Source organism: Acinetobacter sp. S40, from assembly GCF_016624705.1.
Lineage (GTDB): Bacteria > Pseudomonadota > Gammaproteobacteria > Pseudomonadales > Moraxellaceae > Acinetobacter.
In genome coordinates, this window is the sequence record NZ_JACVTU010000006.1 from 59,037 (window position 1) to 73,847 (window position 14,811).

The 14,811-nt window shown below is 41.5% G+C and carries 15 protein-coding genes; 1 reads left to right on the top strand and 14 read right to left on the bottom strand.

Features of this window, described 5'->3' with window-relative positions; genetic code table 11:
• Positions 1-10: 10 nt before the first annotated feature.
• The 14 genes from IAE19_RS09510 to IAE19_RS09575 form a co-directional block, all read right to left on the bottom strand.
• Positions 11-1,171: a hypothetical protein gene (locus tag IAE19_RS09510; RefSeq protein WP_413784496.1), complete on the bottom strand. Its 1,161-nt coding sequence runs from the start codon at positions 1,169-1,171 to the stop codon at positions 11-13.
• A gap of 292 nt (positions 1,172-1,463) precedes the next feature.
• Positions 1,464-3,104: a thiamine pyrophosphate-binding protein gene (locus tag IAE19_RS09515; protein WP_200460706.1), complete on the bottom strand. Its 1,641-nt coding sequence runs from the start codon at positions 3,102-3,104 to the stop codon at positions 1,464-1,466.
• Positions 3,105-3,179: 75 nt separating this feature from the next.
• Complete coding sequence (locus IAE19_RS09520; RefSeq protein WP_200460707.1) at positions 3,180-4,646, bottom strand: aldehyde dehydrogenase; 1,467 nt, start codon at positions 4,644-4,646, stop codon at positions 3,180-3,182.
• A 13-nt stretch (positions 4,647-4,659) separates the two neighbouring features.
• Complete coding sequence (locus IAE19_RS09525) at positions 4,660-5,451, bottom strand: aspartate dehydrogenase (protein ID WP_200460708.1); 792 nt, start codon at positions 5,449-5,451, stop codon at positions 4,660-4,662.
• A 10-nt stretch (positions 5,452-5,461) separates the two neighbouring features.
• Positions 5,462-6,256, bottom strand: coding sequence for an SDR family oxidoreductase (locus IAE19_RS09530; RefSeq protein ID WP_200460709.1), 795 nt, complete (start codon positions 6,254-6,256; stop codon positions 5,462-5,464).
• A gap of 15 nt (positions 6,257-6,271) precedes the next feature.
• Positions 6,272-7,096 carry an alpha/beta hydrolase family protein gene (locus IAE19_RS09535; protein ID WP_200460710.1) on the bottom strand — a complete coding sequence of 275 codons (825 nt, stop codon included), beginning with the start codon at positions 7,094-7,096 and terminating at the stop codon, positions 6,272-6,274.
• A 63-nt stretch (positions 7,097-7,159) separates the two neighbouring features.
• Entirely contained in the window at positions 7,160-7,684 is a 525-nt protein-coding gene (locus IAE19_RS09540; protein ID WP_200460711.1) for a cupin domain-containing protein, read from the bottom strand.
• 31 nt (positions 7,685-7,715) lie between these two features.
• Entirely contained in the window at positions 7,716-8,945 is a 1,230-nt protein-coding gene (locus IAE19_RS09545; protein ID WP_200460712.1) for an MFS transporter, read from the bottom strand.
• A gap of 68 nt (positions 8,946-9,013) precedes the next feature.
• Positions 9,014-10,225 carry an NAD(P)/FAD-dependent oxidoreductase gene (locus IAE19_RS09550; protein WP_200460713.1) on the bottom strand — a complete coding sequence of 404 codons (1,212 nt, stop codon included), beginning with the start codon at positions 10,223-10,225 and terminating at the stop codon, positions 9,014-9,016.
• Positions 10,226-10,252: 27 nt separating this feature from the next.
• On the bottom strand, positions 10,253-11,188 hold the full coding sequence (locus IAE19_RS09555) for a VOC family protein (protein WP_200460714.1): 936 nt from the start codon (positions 11,186-11,188) through the stop codon (positions 10,253-10,255).
• 11 nt (positions 11,189-11,199) lie between these two features.
• Positions 11,200-11,964 carry an SDR family oxidoreductase gene (locus IAE19_RS09560; protein ID WP_200460715.1) on the bottom strand — a complete coding sequence of 255 codons (765 nt, stop codon included), beginning with the start codon at positions 11,962-11,964 and terminating at the stop codon, positions 11,200-11,202.
• 11 nt (positions 11,965-11,975) lie between these two features.
• Complete coding sequence (locus IAE19_RS09565) at positions 11,976-13,028, bottom strand: aromatic ring-hydroxylating oxygenase subunit alpha (RefSeq protein ID WP_200460716.1); 1,053 nt, start codon at positions 13,026-13,028, stop codon at positions 11,976-11,978.
• Positions 13,029-13,045: 17 nt separating this feature from the next.
• On the bottom strand, positions 13,046-13,345 hold the full coding sequence (locus IAE19_RS09570; protein WP_200460717.1) for a recombinase-like helix-turn-helix domain-containing protein: 300 nt from the start codon (positions 13,343-13,345) through the stop codon (positions 13,046-13,048).
• Between the two features lie 19 nt (positions 13,346-13,364).
• Entirely contained in the window at positions 13,365-13,670 is a 306-nt protein-coding gene (locus IAE19_RS09575; RefSeq protein ID WP_200460718.1) for a non-heme iron oxygenase ferredoxin subunit, read from the bottom strand.
• Positions 13,671-13,944: 274 nt separating this feature from the next.
• Between IAE19_RS09575 and IAE19_RS09580 the strand changes: the two genes are divergently transcribed.
• Positions 13,945-14,757: an IclR family transcriptional regulator gene (locus tag IAE19_RS09580; protein WP_200460719.1), complete on the top strand. Its 813-nt coding sequence runs from the start codon at positions 13,945-13,947 to the stop codon at positions 14,755-14,757.
• The last annotated feature ends 54 nt before the right edge of the window (positions 14,758-14,811 follow it).

Genomic DNA, 14,811 nt, shown 5'->3' on the forward strand with positions numbered 1-14,811 from the left:
TGAAAAATATTTAAAAAGTAAAACCAAAGTTTAAATTAACTCTATATAACCATTTATCACTATTCAGAGAAGTAGCCGTGGTATAACCCGTACTGTTAGTCGAGCCCCCAATAATATTGGCATTTTTACCCCAGGTATAATCTGCCCATACCATAAATGGCGATGCAATAAACATCATGCCCGTGGTATTCATCTGTGAAGCAGACCAATCTGTATGTGTTTTATCCAGATAGCTAAAATCGTTATAGAACTTAATAGCCTTCAACTTCCACATATCTTGAATGGGCAAGGTATAAGATACGTTCAGGCTAGAAACTGTACCTTCTGAGGCAATAAAATAAGAAGGTGTTAAACCATTGGTTCCCATTAAGGTTAAGCGATCATCAACGCCTTCAGGATTTTTGGCATCATACTGATAGTGAATCACAGAACCCTGAATATTCCAGCGATTAATATTGCTATTGGCATGAAGACCTAAAGCATAATATTTTCCATCATCATCCGTGATTTTATTGTGGAGTTGTGAAATAGCGCCTGATAATCCAATCTCCTGCTTACCTACAGCAGTATCAAACTTCTTAACAACACGGGCATTGACCTGATTTTGTTTTTCATTCTGATACGCTTTCTGATTTGCAAATGTATTTTTCAGATCATCATAAGTGCCACTTTCTGGAGAGTAACGCATGTTGGTTTCAAGCATGCTTGGGTAATAACCCAGTTTAATATCCCAATTTTTATCATCGTAATTCCAGTTCAAACCAGGAGCAATATTATTGCCATAGCCTAAAAAGAAAGGTAAATGATAGGTCCAGCCATTTTGTGGATAAGGATAAATAGCAAATGGCTTATAGACAAAACCAGCTTCCAGACTATTATTGGCGTCGAGTTTATATCCTACATAGGCTTTTTCAATAGAAGTAAATTCCTGATCCTGCAATAAAAAACTAGAATTTAAATAGAAATCATCATAGGTTCCTTTGAGATCGAGTCGCAATACATCAAAGTCCAGCTTACCCATACCACGATTAGAACTTTGAGGCCAACTCTCGTAGCGATCCTGCACACGAATAACCCCACCGACTTTAAATGAAGCCGTGCCATCGTCATTTTTCCATTCTAGTGGAGAACCATCCGCCCAAGAGCCCATTGAAACCCCTAGACAAATCATAGAAACACTTATTGTTGAAACCACACTTTTTTTCATCACACTTCCCTTTTCTTTTCCATAAACTAATTATGAAAAATGACAACTTTAGTTTTATATACAAAACTTTGTTTGCTTTAATTTTTGGCTAAAAAAAATAGATGATATTTTGGTGGCGAGAGCAATCCTTTTGCTCATGGCATATTATAAATCATCTTTTTTAGCACGCTTACAGCCGACATGCCTTAACACATAGGCCGTATAATTGAAAAATTTTGAGTTCAGTTAATTTTTAAAAAACTGATTAATACTCAACTTAGTAAAGTTTTTTCTGCGGGGGACCTGCAAAGTTTAACGGGCCAATCGCATGCATATCTAGCTCAATGACCGCAGGGCCGTTGAAATCGACTGCTTCTTTAATGGCAACTTTAAATTCATCTGCGCTGCCAACTTTCCAGCTTTTCACTCCCATCGATTCACCCAATTTTTGATAATCTGGAGTATGGAGTTCATTAAAATACTGGCGTCCATCAAAATAGTTATTTTGAATCCCACGCATCACACCATAACCACCATCATTCATAATCATCAGAACCATGTCGGTATTTTCTTGGGCCATCGTCGCGATTTCACCAATGCCAAGCATCAAGCCACCATCACCAACTAGACCTACAACCTTTTTGTCTGGATTGGCAATACTTGAACCAATCGCATGTGCCAAGCCTAGTCCGATCGCACCTGCCAATGAATGAATATTTCGATTTGGTGCTTGTACTGGGAACAAACGACTACCCCAGGTGCTACCAGACATAGTAATGTCACGCACAAAAATACCATCTTCGGGTAAAGCTGCACGTAAGTGATCACAAATCAGAGCATATTGGTCTAGTTGTTTGCGTAATGCATCTACCGCAGCATTTTTAGCATCAATAACCGCCTGATCATAAGTTGCGTCGATCTTAGAGACGCCTGAAAGTTCAGCCAAACTACGCACTAAAATATCTTTGGCATCTGCACAGATAAAATGGCGAATCTTGTAATTACGTTGTTGTGCAACAGGATTAGCATCAATCTGAATGATATTTTCAGGAAACTGAACAGAATAAGTCTTGGTTTCATTACTACGTAGACGCGACCCTACCACAACCAATAAATCAGCATTTTTTAACAGCTCTTCAACTTTTGCCGAGTTATGAAATGCTCCCAGACTACGTGGATGCGCATCAGGCAAAATACCGCGGCCATGCGTTGAAGACACCACAGGAATTCCCAAATCAGCAATAGCTTTAATTTCACTCACACAATTCAATGCACCGCCACCAATCCAGAATACTGGACGTTTAGCTTGTTTAATTTGATCTGTTAATAACTGAACCTGAATTTCATCAACATTTGGCAGTTGCATTGCTTTAACAGGACTTAAATCCAGTGGTAAATCAATCTCAGCGGCTTGCACATCAATCGGTAATTCAACACTAACTGGCCCCATTGGAACTGTTGTTGCTACACGAATGGCTTCACGAATTACACCAATAGCATTATCTGGACTAGTAATACGAAATGCAGCTTTGCTAGATGCACGTAAGAAAGTCAACTGATCTTTGGTTTCATGAATAAAACTGGCATCACGATCAAGATATTCACGTTCAACCTGACCTGTTAAATGCAACACAGGACTCGCGGCATTCATGGCTTCAATCAATGAACCTACGGCATTACCTGCCCCAGCGCCCGTACTGGTTAAAGCAACCCCTAGACCTTTAAAACGTGCATGTGCATCCGCCATGGTCACCGCACCTGCTTCACCACGTGCCGCCACAAAGCGGATTTTCTCACGGCGACCAATGGCATCCGCAATTGGCAAGTTATGAATAGAAATCACACCATAAATACTATTTACGTCATGTTCTTCTAATAAGCGAGCAATCGCCTCACCCACATTGACACGTTCAGTCATGAAAATATTCCTCTAAATTTTGTTCACTATCCATTGAAAAGCTTGAATCGTTTAAATTGATACGGTTACAAACAATTAGTCACACCACGGGTTCGGCTGTTCATTCAATCCCATGTAGATACTTTTTTGTTGCATATAAGACAAAATACCCTGACGACCTTTTTCACGACCAATCCCACTGTCTTTAAAGCCACCGAATGGCGCTGAAATTGAGAATTTTTTGTAGGTATTAATCCATACTGTACCGACTTCAAGCGCACGTGAGATACGCCATGCCTTGCGATAACTTTCAGTCCAAATGCCTGCTGCTAAACCAAAACAACTGTCATTTGCTTGCTGAATTAAATCTTGTTCATCGTCATATTTCATGACGACTAATACTGGACCAAAAATTTCGTCCTGACAGACCTGTGCTGTGTTATTCAGCCCTGTAATAATGGTCGGCAGATAAAAACTACCTTTTGCAAACTCACCTGTAGTTAAGGCTTGACCGCCTGTTAGGATTTCTCCACCCTCTTGTTTGGCAAGCTGAACGTAACGATCTACAGACTGTAAATGTGCCTGATTAATCAAAGATCCCATGTGTACATCTTTTTGTTCAGGGTGTCCGACACGTAAACCTTTGGTGATTTCTACCAGACGTGCCAAGAATTGATCATAAATACTGCTGTGAATAAATAAGCGAGAACCAGCAATACACGCTTGGCCCGCTGAACTAAAAATACCGTATGCAATGCCTTTCGCAGCAAGCTCTACATCCGCGTCTGGGAGCACAATCGTGGGTGATTTCCCACCTAACTCCAAAGAGGTAGTAATTAGCTTGTCCGCTGCAATATGTGCCAAATGACGACCTGTAGTCGTTCCACCAGTAAAGGAGATTTTGCGAACCAATGGATGCTTCACAATCGCGTCACCCACTACCGAACCTTTACCCACCAATACACTCAGTAAGCCTTTAGGTAAACCCGCTTCTTCAAAGATCTTTGCCAATTCCAGTGCAATCAATGAGGTCGCTTCAGCTGGTTTTAAAATCACCGCATTGCCTCCAGCCAAAGCAGGAGCAAGTTTTTGCACTTCACTGGCGATCGGTGAATTCCACGGGGTGATCGCTGCCACTACGCCGACAGGTTCATGCACACTCAAGGTCATAAAATCTGACGCACGTTGAGTGGTTAATTCATCATTTAATGTTTCACAAGCAGCCGCAACATAACGTGCTGTTGCTGCTGCACTTAAGACCAAGCCCCGAGTTTCTGCTAAGGGCTTACCATTATCACGAGTTTGTAATTGAGACAGTTGATCAACCCGTGCTTCAATAATATCCGCAACTTTGTATAAAATTTTGGCACGTTCGTGGGGCATACGATTACGCCACTCAGGTGCGCGCCATGCCTGATCTGCTTTGAGAATCGCTTCTTCAATATCTTCTGGACTTGCAGTAGAAATTTCTGCATTGATAGAATTATCTGCTGGAAATGTACTTTGAATAACTTTACCGCGACCCAAACGCCATTCACCAGCAATATAAAGTTCCTTAACCATAATAATATCCTTGTTAAATCTGAATGGCTTCAACACTATTACGACAAGCACGAATGACACTTAGTGCTGCCAATGTCGAGGTTTTTGGGTTAGATGCCAACGGAACACCAACCATTTCAATGGTCATTTGTCCAAAACGGCCTTCCGCGACAATAGTATGTTTGTTTTGCGTGATATCTGGGTCAACGGTCAGCTCTACAATAGTGTTATCCATACCCACACCAGCTAAAGCAATAGTTGCCGCTACATTGGCATTGGCAGGAAAATTTAGCGCGGCTTCTCGTGCTGTACCACGATAAAATACGGTAGCTTTTTGCACTTGATCCAGATCAATCAATTGTTCTGCGTAACTACCGCGCCAGCTATTGGGGCTTTTACAACCTTTATAAGTGACTTTTTCCAGGCCACCTTCTTTTGCAGCAGCAATGCCATCAATGCCTGCAATCGCACCAGCCAATAGATGTAAATGCGCGCCATTTTGTTGAGCAGTTTGTTGAAGTTCAGTAAAAAACTCACTATCAGCCAATGTACCCACAGAGATCAAACCAATAGTCCAGCCATTTTGTAGCACTTTTTTGGCATGTTCTTTCACTGCGGCTTGACCTGCCACTTCAATCACATAGTCAGGTGTGCCATCGCATTGATTGACATCAGAGATGACCTGAATATTGGCATCGACTTTTTGTTTCACATTTTCAATACTACGCTCAGGCACCACAATCCACTTCAATTCAAGATCATGGGGTAAATGGGTATACACTTCTGAGGCCATCGCGCCAAAACCAATCATCATCAATTGTTTCATTGCAGTCACCTTATAAATGTTTGTTAAATCCACCAGAGACATCAATGGTAGAGCCTGTGGTATAAGAAGCGAGTGGTGATGCTAAAAACACCAGCGCACGTGCAGGTTCTTCGGGTCTACCTAACCGGGCCATTGGAATGCCACGTTTTTTGGCGATATTGGCTGTCCAGTCTTGCCACGACTGATTCGGATCCGAACGCGTTTCATAACGGCGTTTCCATTGAGCTGATTCAACCATGCCAAGTAAAATTGAATTGACACGTACGTTATATTGAATAAATTCATGCGCTAGAGAATGAGTAAGATTAAGCAGAGCTGCACGTGCCGATGAAGTCGCAATCATATGCGGTTCAGGTTGTAAAGCCAGTAACGAATTGACATTGGTCACTGAACCTATTGCCGAGCTTTTTAAATCATTCAAAAAAGCACGAATTGGATGTAACACACTGAAATATTTAAGTTCTATTTCTTTCATCCAATCTTCATCTTGTGTATTTTCGAAAGTAGAAACCCGTCCCTGACCTGCGTTATTAATCAGCATATCGACATTGCCCAAATGCTGTTTCACAGTATGTGCAAAGGTTTTGACATCTTCTTTATCCAGCACATTGCAACCTTGGGTAAAAATATGTGCATGTGGATATTTTTCTAATATATAAAGCTTTGATTCAGCAAGGCGTTGTTCATCGCGTCCACACCATGCTACTTTTGCGCCTTCTGCAACTAAAATCTCAACCGCAGCTAATCCGATGCCAGAAGAGCCACCGGTGACAACTGCTACTTTTCCTTCTACCTGGAAGCTCATACTTTTTCTCTCGTTTCAATGCTGCTGCGCAGACACAATAATGTCGTTAAATAATTCAGGTTGATCGACATAACTCAAATGTCCTGCTTCACTAATTTCAATATAATTTTGGCACTGGATTTCCTGTGCCAAAGCTGCAATTGCTTGCGGCGGTGTAATGCTGTCGCACAATCCTGCAACGACCACGCATGGCACGACCAAATCTGTTAAATAATTACGAATTTCATCATGAGCCAGTAAATAGGATGCTTGAGTAAAGCCATCCACATTCAGGTTTTGCATGACCTGTTCAATCAGCTCAAGAGTTTGAGGGTGTTTCAAATAGGTCAAATGGGGGCCACGACTTTGTGCCAGGCCCTGATTTCCAAGTTCAGCCAGCATTTTTGGTCTTTTGTTATATACTTCAGCTTGTTGCTCCGCGGGATAACGCTGATAACCCTGTGCAACATTGGCAATAATTAAGGTTTCAACATAATCTGGATAATGTCGGGCAAAAGCACTGGCTTGTAATGCACCTAGAGAATGTCCAACAAGAATTGCTTTTTTTATTTGTAGGCATTCAAATAAATCTACCAAACGCTGTGCATAATCTTCAGCATTAGGCTGTTTTGTGGTTAAAGCATCGGACGAACCATAACCAGGTGCGTCCCATGCAATGATATGAAAATGACGACTTAAATCTTGTAATTGATTGACCCATGAACCTGCTCCAGAGCTAATGCCATGCAGTAGCACCAGATATTGCTCTCCGGCACCAGCTTCACGATAGCTTTGCTTCCGTCCATTAATCTCGACAGATTTGACTGGAAATTGCTGTAGGGCTTCAACAAGTGTCATCATCATTTTCCTTTAAGGTTGCAATCAGAGTTCAAGCCTCTTTCTGACAACTCAGATTCAATCGACTTAGTTACGTTTGATTTGAGACAATGGATGCTCAGGTGGATAGTTCGGAATAGTAGGTTTACCAGTTCCTAACATCACACACATCAATGCATCTTCGGTTCCAGGATTAAACAACCCACGATAAATCCCGGGTGGAATTGAAATTAGGTCACGTTCTTTTAAACGAGTACTGAACTTCTCACCGTTGTGTTCAATGAACAAATCAATTTCACCCCGTAACATAAAGAACACTTCTTCAACATCATGATGAATGTGTAGTGGGCCTTCACATTGCGGTGGCAGAACCATCGTAGAAAAAGTAAAGTTTTCAGCGGGCACAGTATTATTGTCATTCGCTACGCCTGTTGCGCCTGTACCCATATAACGCATTTGGGCACGACGGTATTTTGGATCGTAGTCCGCCTGAAATTTCAGTGCGTTGAAATCGTATTTGCGGGTTTCAAAACGTGCGATACGAGTATTTAACCATTCTTCCAGACTTGTACCATCGGGTTGCTTCCATGATTCAAATTGTTGAGTGCTCATGTCTTACTCCTGCGAAAAAATTGAAACTAAATTAGTAACGTTTGAGTAATGGTGTAAGGAAAAAGGAACCCACGATAGCCACCACCGCTAAGAACGTGATTCCCAAATTAAAGCTGCCTGTCTGCATTACGATCATGCCAATTAGGACTGGTGCAATCGCACTGGCAAAGTTAGCCAAACCATTGAAAATACCGCCTGCTGTCGCTCCAACATCAGCTGTAGTGACACGTGCCAGCAAAGCAAATACTGCGGCGACACCGAAGCCCCACGCCATTGAACTGACCGACATAGCGACAATAATCATGATAGGATTCGTCATCAAAACCATGACGTAGAGTGAAATACCTGCAACCAGCAATCCGCCAAATACTTGAATCGCTCGTTTGCCTAATTTGTCAGAAAATACGGCTCCAACGACTTCTCCAATCAGCATGGCAATAAAAGGCAAGCTCGAATAAAAACCAAATTCTTTTAAATTAAAGCCTTTGTCTTGAATCAAATAAGAAGGTACCCAGCTATTTAGGCCCCATAGATAAGTCATTAAGGCAATGTTGAAAATACAAACCAGCCAAAATGCTCCGTTTTGTAGTAATGACTTAGTATTGCGAAGATGACCTTTAAAATTGATCCGTTTGCTTGAATCTTCGATCTCAATGGTTTTACGCAACTGCAAGTTACGCAGTCCAATCACCACAAAGACCAGTACCAATAGCGTTAGGCCTGCCATAACAAAGAAAGTGGTATGCCAGTCATGCTTGGCGAGCACAGCTGCGGTAATCGGAAAACCTAAAAAAGCCCCAATCGGTGTGCCCAATAAAAACATCGTAGATGCACGTGCCTGCTGACGGTCAGTATAGGTTTGTTTCACAATGGCATAAGCCAATGCAAATAATGGTCCTTCAGCGATTCCTAATAAAACCCGTAGAAATAGCATGCTGCCATAGTGGGTAGTAAACCCCATGATCAGCATTAACACGCCCCATGAGGCCACGCTCCAGAACAGCATTTTTTTAGGATTAAAAATATCGCCCAGAAAACTGAGGAATATGGAAGAAAAACCATATGCCAGTAGGAAACTGGTCATTAACCAACCCAATTTAGCTTTATCTTGGGCAATACCCATCGCGTCTTGAAAATGTGGATCTGAAAACAAAACAGCAATACTAATTTTGTCAAAAAAAGCCAGTACCACGCAGGCCATTAACACAAAAGCGGGTATCCAGTGTTTGAATCCTTTTTTCTCATCTACATCATTTAACATGCAAGCGTTCCTTCGATCTGGCTAGAGGCCTTAAAATGATTGTTCTGGCTAGAGGTCTTGAAGTCTGGTTATGGTTTGAGCTTCATGACATTAAATTCAGGATCAGTTAACTGTTCTGGGTTTAATACTGTGCCGTTTTGAATCCAGCGTTTGGCCAGTTTGACCAGTTTGGAATCATTAATTGCGATCATATTGATCAGACGGCTTTGTTCATCCAGATATAGATAACTGACTTGTGTCGGACTGGTTTTTCGAACAACCACGTTTGGATTTAACTGTGGCTGATAAGTTCCCAAAATCTGGATATTAAAATGATATTGATCTGACCATAACCATGGAATGTCCACATACTCAGTCGCTACTCCCAACATAGATTTGGCAGCGGCAATCGCTTGATTCTGTGCATTTGCCCAAGATTGGATGCAATAACCTAAAACAGGGTGAATGGCAACATCTCCTGCGGCATAAATATCCGTGTCGGAAGTTTGACCATAACAATTGACCACAATGCCATCTTTAACATCAAGTCCTGCATCTGCACCTAATTCTTTGGCAATTTCGGCACCAGCACCCACTACTACACAATCAAAAATCTGCGCGACTTCTGGATGATTCAATACTTGAATGGTTTGATCCGAACTCTCAATCAGGTGCAAATTTTTACTATTGAGATGAATTTGCGTACCTTGTTGTTCATGGATTTCCTTTAAGAAAGCAGAAACTTCAGGGCTCACACTACGACCACATAAACGATCAGCATATTCAAAAACATGTACAGCCTTGCCTTGCTTACGTGCTGTCGCTGCAATTTCTAGACCGATCCAACCGCCACCAATAATCGCAATAGAATCTGCATGTTCCAGCAAACCTGCCAGACGCTCACAGTCCTGGACATCACGCAAGGTCACGACATTAGAAATTTCTTTCCATGTATTGACAGGTACACGTGCACGGCTACCCGTTGCAATTAATAATTTGTCATAAGGTAAAATTTTTCCACTTTCCAAAACGACCCGTTTATTATCACGATCAATTTGTGTGGCTAAATCAGGCTTATGCCATTGCACAGAAAAAGCATCGATTTGTTCAGGCGAAAATAAATTCAGACTGTCATAACTTGCTTCTTTGGAAAGCACCTGTTTGGAAAGTGGCGGACGTTCATAGAAAATCTGATGTTCATTTGACACCACATGAATTTCTCCACTATATCCTTCCTGACGCAAAGTACTGACTGCCCAACCTGCTGCCTGACCGGCACCAACCACTACGATTCTTTCCATGCCTTTATTCCCTTTTACCTCAACTGATTAGCCTTGAACGGGTTTAACCTGACGACGAGTATCGTGATCTAAACCACCTTCAATCGCCCATTCGGTAAATAATTCCAAACGATGTTCTTCAACACGTGGCTGCCACTCTTCAGTCAAATAGTCATCATTGGTGTAGTATTCAAACGCCCCTCCAAGAGGTGAGTTGACATACCAGAAATAGGCAGAAGAAATAGGATGGCGCCCCGGTCCGATAAAGGTTGACCAGTCAGAGCGATTCATATTTAAACCACCACCAATCACTTCATGAATATCACGTACAACAAAAGCAACATGATTCAGACCTGCTGGCTTATTCGGAATGGAAAGCAAAAATAAATCATGATGAAAACCTTCACCACGGCAACGCAGGAAAGCACCACGATTTAAATAGGCATCAGATAAATGAAAACCGACTTTCTCTTTATAAAAATTTTCTGTCGCAGCTAAATCAGGTGTAAAGAAGACCACATGACCAATGGCAATTGGCTCACCTTTTTCATAAACAGGGCTAGCTGCATTGATGCGCTGGATATTGCCATACTGGTTAATGCCTTCGGTTTTCTGTTCAGGCAAATCTTTAGTAATCGAACGTTGAAATACGATAGTCATGCCATTTGGATCACGACATTGTAGCTGTGTATCACTTTGTGAAAAACCTTCAACATCTTTTAGGTTTGAAGCCAGCTGTTGTAAATCCTGATCACTTGTTACACCCCATGTCACTTCACGCAGAGTTGAACCCGTTTCAATCGCTACGGGTAAACGTGAATCATCGATATTAAACAGATAAATCTTGCTGCCATTCTGAGTTTGAAACAATTCAGTATTTTTAATATCTGTCTGGTGTTTTGACAAACCAAAATCAGATAAAAACTTGATCGCTTCCGCCTTGTCTTCAACCCCAAACTTTAAAACTTCAATTCCAGTAATCATATTATTTGCTCCTAGTTAAAGACAAAACCGCCATTGACCGGGATATTTTGTCCCGTCACAAAAGATGCAAGATCGGAAAGCAAATAAAGTGCTGTTCCATTTAAATCATGCGGATGTTGCTGGCGTTGAATCGCCCGACCAGTAACATATAAATCATGGCGTTCCTGCGGGACATATTCGGTTGCTTCAACCAGTGTTAGTCCCGGAGAAATGGTATTTACGCAAATATTAAATTCGCCCAGCTCCCGTGCCATGGAACGGGTCATGGAAATAATCGCGCCTTTACTTGCCACATAAGCCATAAGTTTAGGGGCACCCCAAAGCGCTGTATCGGAGGCAATATTAATAACTTTTGCGCTATCAGCTTGTTTCAAATATGGGACACATGCCTGAACCATAAGCCATGTGCCTTTGACATTGACAGTCATGACTCGATCCCACAGATCAGGATCATATTGGGTCAAATCTTTACCACCAACACCAGTAGCCAATGCCGCACAGTTCACCAAACCATCCAGACCACCCAACGTCTCTACAGCAAATTGAACAGCTGACCGAATGGATTCCGCCTTGGACAAATCCAGTCCAACAGCATGAACACCCAAGCCCTGTTGTTGTAACTGCTTTGCTTCTTGCTCAACCAGTTCGGTCAGAATGTCCGCCATTACTACCTGCGCACCCGCTGCTGCAATCGCCTGAGCAAAGCCCAGACCTAGCCCGCGTGCTGCACCCGTAACAATGATTTTTTTACCTTGCAGTAATGTGTGAATGGTCATGGCCACAGTCCTTATGGTGTTTCAGTCAAAGATGAGGTATCCAGCACTGCAATTTTCTTCAGCTGCTTCTCAGCTTCTTTTTTCATTAAACGACGTAGACGAGATAAGCCAACATCATGCTGATATAAAAATTCCTTAGAGCGAGCATTAGGTGCCAAATTTTCCAGAATAATACGATCCTGCTCTAAGACATCCCAGTGCAACTTCTCTAAATGATTACGGTATAGAAAACGCCAGACATTACGCTGCCAGCCACTGACTTTACGACAACGCCAGAAGAATACGCGAGTATTATCGGCATCAATTGGTGTAGCAAAACCTACAATCCAGAATACGCCGCCTGGACCAAATTCTTTACGATATGGAATAGAAAGACGCAACCAGCTTGCACCTGTATTGCCATATTCTACCCAGTCAAAGTTGACTCCCGTTTGACCTTCTTTTTCAAAAATAAAACCATGTTCAGTGCTACGATGTTTCATTTCTGCGGTACGTTCACCCTCAGCCATTGAGTGTGAAGTGCAATGCAAGTAAGTCCCGTGCATTGGATCCATCACGTTGTCGATGGCATATTGATGATTAACTTTCCAGTCCGCCTGACATAGAAATGAACTCCACTCTTCACTAGACAATTGTTCAGGAAAGTCAAGTTCAGTAGGTGCTTCATTTTCATCCAGACCAAACCAGATAAAAATAGCATCATGTTTTTCAATGATGGAGTAGCTCTTAACACATTCACTGCCTTTTAATGGGCATTCATGAACTGCAGGCACGTCGACCACGACACCCTCGCCACTGACTTCGACACCGTGATACCAGCATGCAACGCGATTGCCCAAATTCCAACCTAGCGATAAACGTGCACCACGATGCGGGCAGCGATCTTCTAGCGCATGTAGCTGACCGTCTTCATCACGCCATACCACAATATTTTCGCCTAAACGGGTAATCCCAACTGGATTGGCATTCACTTCCCAACTGGCGAGTACCGGATACCATTGATCACGTAAACCTAAATCAAGATATTCTTCAGTGCTTGGAGCTTGTTGATAAATTGCATTCATTATTGTCTTCCCTGAACTTAGTAACCCAAACGCTGCATTTCTTCAGTGAAGCTCTGCATCGTCCAGACTTCACCTGAATCACGACGAAAACCCTGCTGATTTAATGCATTAACCAAATCATTCAATTCAGTAATACCTGAGCCAAAAGCTTTTATCAGATGCTGAACAAAATCCTGTTCATAGACAGTTGGTTCTTTATAGCGTGTTTGCCAAACCAGATGTTCGACCTGCCCCGGAATCTGAATGTTATTAATACCTGCATCTTTTGCAGGCGTTGCATTAATCCAGTTAGCCAGTTTTTCATTAAATTGTTTCATGGGGAATTCCTTCTATCCATTACAGTTGAATCTGGATGTCCTGACCTTCCACACGAACGGGATAGGTACATAAATCACGACAGCCAGGACCACTCTTTAATTCACCTGTCTGGATGTCGAAAATAGCTTCATGTAATGGACACTCTACGGTTTGATCCTCGATAAATCCTTCTGTCAATAAGGCAAAAGCATGTGGGCAAACATTTTCAATCGCAAAATAATTTTCATCGATGACAAATACACCAATCTTTTTGTCATTTATTTCCACTGCTTTTGGTTCATCTTCCGAGACATCATCAATGCCACAAACTGAAATCCAACTCATCGTTTGAGCCCTCGATCCTGTTTTATATGCAAAACTTTATTTGATTTTCAAAACATATGCAAAGAATAATACCCCTACAGCCAATATGTCAATAAAATAAAATTCATCAAATTCAAATATTTGACCAAAGTTTAATATTTTATTACGTTTTATAAGGTAAATTTGGTTTTATATATAAACATTGTTTTATACATTCGATATCATTACAATAGTTCTAAAATAAAGCAGCGTGCACCAATATTATCCCTTTTCTCTTTTTAGGAATTTTTATCGAATGAGCTTAGTCGTTGAAGAAGATGTACAAGAAGTTGAAAGCACAAAAAATGATGACCGTTATTTAGTTCCGGGGCTTGTAAGAGGCTTGGCAATTTTACAGGCGTTTAATCAAGAAGCGCAGGAAATGACCATTTCGGAGATTGCCGAAATTCTGGATGTGAACCGTTCTAGTGCATTTCGCCTGATTTATACGCTAGAATCGTGTGGATATTTACGCAAAGCTTCCCAGAAAACTTATGCGTTGGATTCAAAAGTTATGGAGCTTGGATTTAACAGTTTATCCAAACTTTCTTTACTGGATTTATCCACTCCTCTCATGAAAGAACTTCGTGATCAAACTAAAATTGCAGTACATCTTTCTATTTTAGAAGGGACCCATATTGTTTTTGTGAACAATATTCAATCCAGTGGACCATTTACCAGCACGATCAGTCTGGGCACACGCTGGCCGGCACATGCTACGGTGATTGGCCAATTACTTTTATCCAATCTGCCTGAAACTGAAATTCGTCAGCGTTATCGTAAATTTAATGAATGGGATACTTTTTCTGACCTCACTCCAAAAAATCTAAAAGAATTACTATTGCGTTTAAACTATGTCAAAACTCAATCTTCTATGGTCAGTTGGGGACATTACAATAACGATATGGCAGCTTGTGCAGCACCGATTTACCGTCAATCATCCAAAGATATGGTCGCAGTTTTATCTGTAAGCTGTCCGATTACGACCTATGACGAAAATACTTTTAACAATATTATTTCCAAACAAGTTATTGAAACTGCAAATAAAATATCAAAGTTTATGTATTAACATGAAAGGCAAAGGATTGCCCATTTATTAAAAAACGACATATTTGTAAAATAA

Bases quoted from the DNA above. Each gene is read 5' to 3' on its own strand.
- IAE19_RS09575 (WP_200460718.1), bottom strand. From the start codon at position 13,670: ATGAGTTGGATTTCAGTTTGTGGCATTGATGATGTCTCGGAAGATGAA.
- IAE19_RS09525 (WP_200460708.1), bottom strand. From the start codon at position 5,451: ATGAAACAATTGATGATGATTGGTTTTGGCGCGATGGCCTCAGAAGTG.
- IAE19_RS09580 (WP_200460719.1), top strand. From the start codon at position 13,945: ATGAGCTTAGTCGTTGAAGAAGATGTACAAGAAGTTGAAAGCACAAAA.
- IAE19_RS09520 (WP_200460707.1), bottom strand. From the start codon at position 4,646: ATGGTTAAGGAACTTTATATTGCTGGTGAATGGCGTTTGGGTCGCGGT.
- IAE19_RS09570 (WP_200460717.1), bottom strand. From the start codon at position 13,345: ATGAAACAATTTAATGAAAAACTGGCTAACTGGATTAATGCAACGCCT.
- IAE19_RS09510 (WP_413784496.1), bottom strand. From the start codon at position 1,171: ATGATTTGTCTAGGGGTTTCAATGGGCTCTTGGGCGGATGGTTCTCCA.
- IAE19_RS09550 (WP_200460713.1), bottom strand. From the start codon at position 10,225: ATGGAAAGAATCGTAGTGGTTGGTGCCGGTCAGGCAGCAGGTTGGGCA.
- IAE19_RS09540 (WP_200460711.1), bottom strand. From the start codon at position 7,684: ATGAGCACTCAACAATTTGAATCATGGAAGCAACCCGATGGTACAAGT.
- IAE19_RS09545 (WP_200460712.1), bottom strand. From the start codon at position 8,945: ATGTTAAATGATGTAGATGAGAAAAAAGGATTCAAACACTGGATACCC.
- IAE19_RS09555 (WP_200460714.1), bottom strand. From the start codon at position 11,188: ATGATTACTGGAATTGAAGTTTTAAAGTTTGGGGTTGAAGACAAGGCG.
- IAE19_RS09565 (WP_200460716.1), bottom strand. From the start codon at position 13,028: ATGAATGCAATTTATCAACAAGCTCCAAGCACTGAAGAATATCTTGAT.
- IAE19_RS09515 (WP_200460706.1), bottom strand. From the start codon at position 3,104: ATGACTGAACGTGTCAATGTGGGTGAGGCGATTGCTCGCTTATTAGAA.
- IAE19_RS09560 (WP_200460715.1), bottom strand. From the start codon at position 11,964: ATGACCATTCACACATTACTGCAAGGTAAAAAAATCATTGTTACGGGT.
- IAE19_RS09535 (WP_200460710.1), bottom strand. From the start codon at position 7,096: ATGATGACACTTGTTGAAGCCCTACAGCAATTTCCAGTCAAATCTGTC.
- IAE19_RS09530 (WP_200460709.1), bottom strand. From the start codon at position 6,256: ATGAGCTTCCAGGTAGAAGGAAAAGTAGCAGTTGTCACCGGTGGCTCT.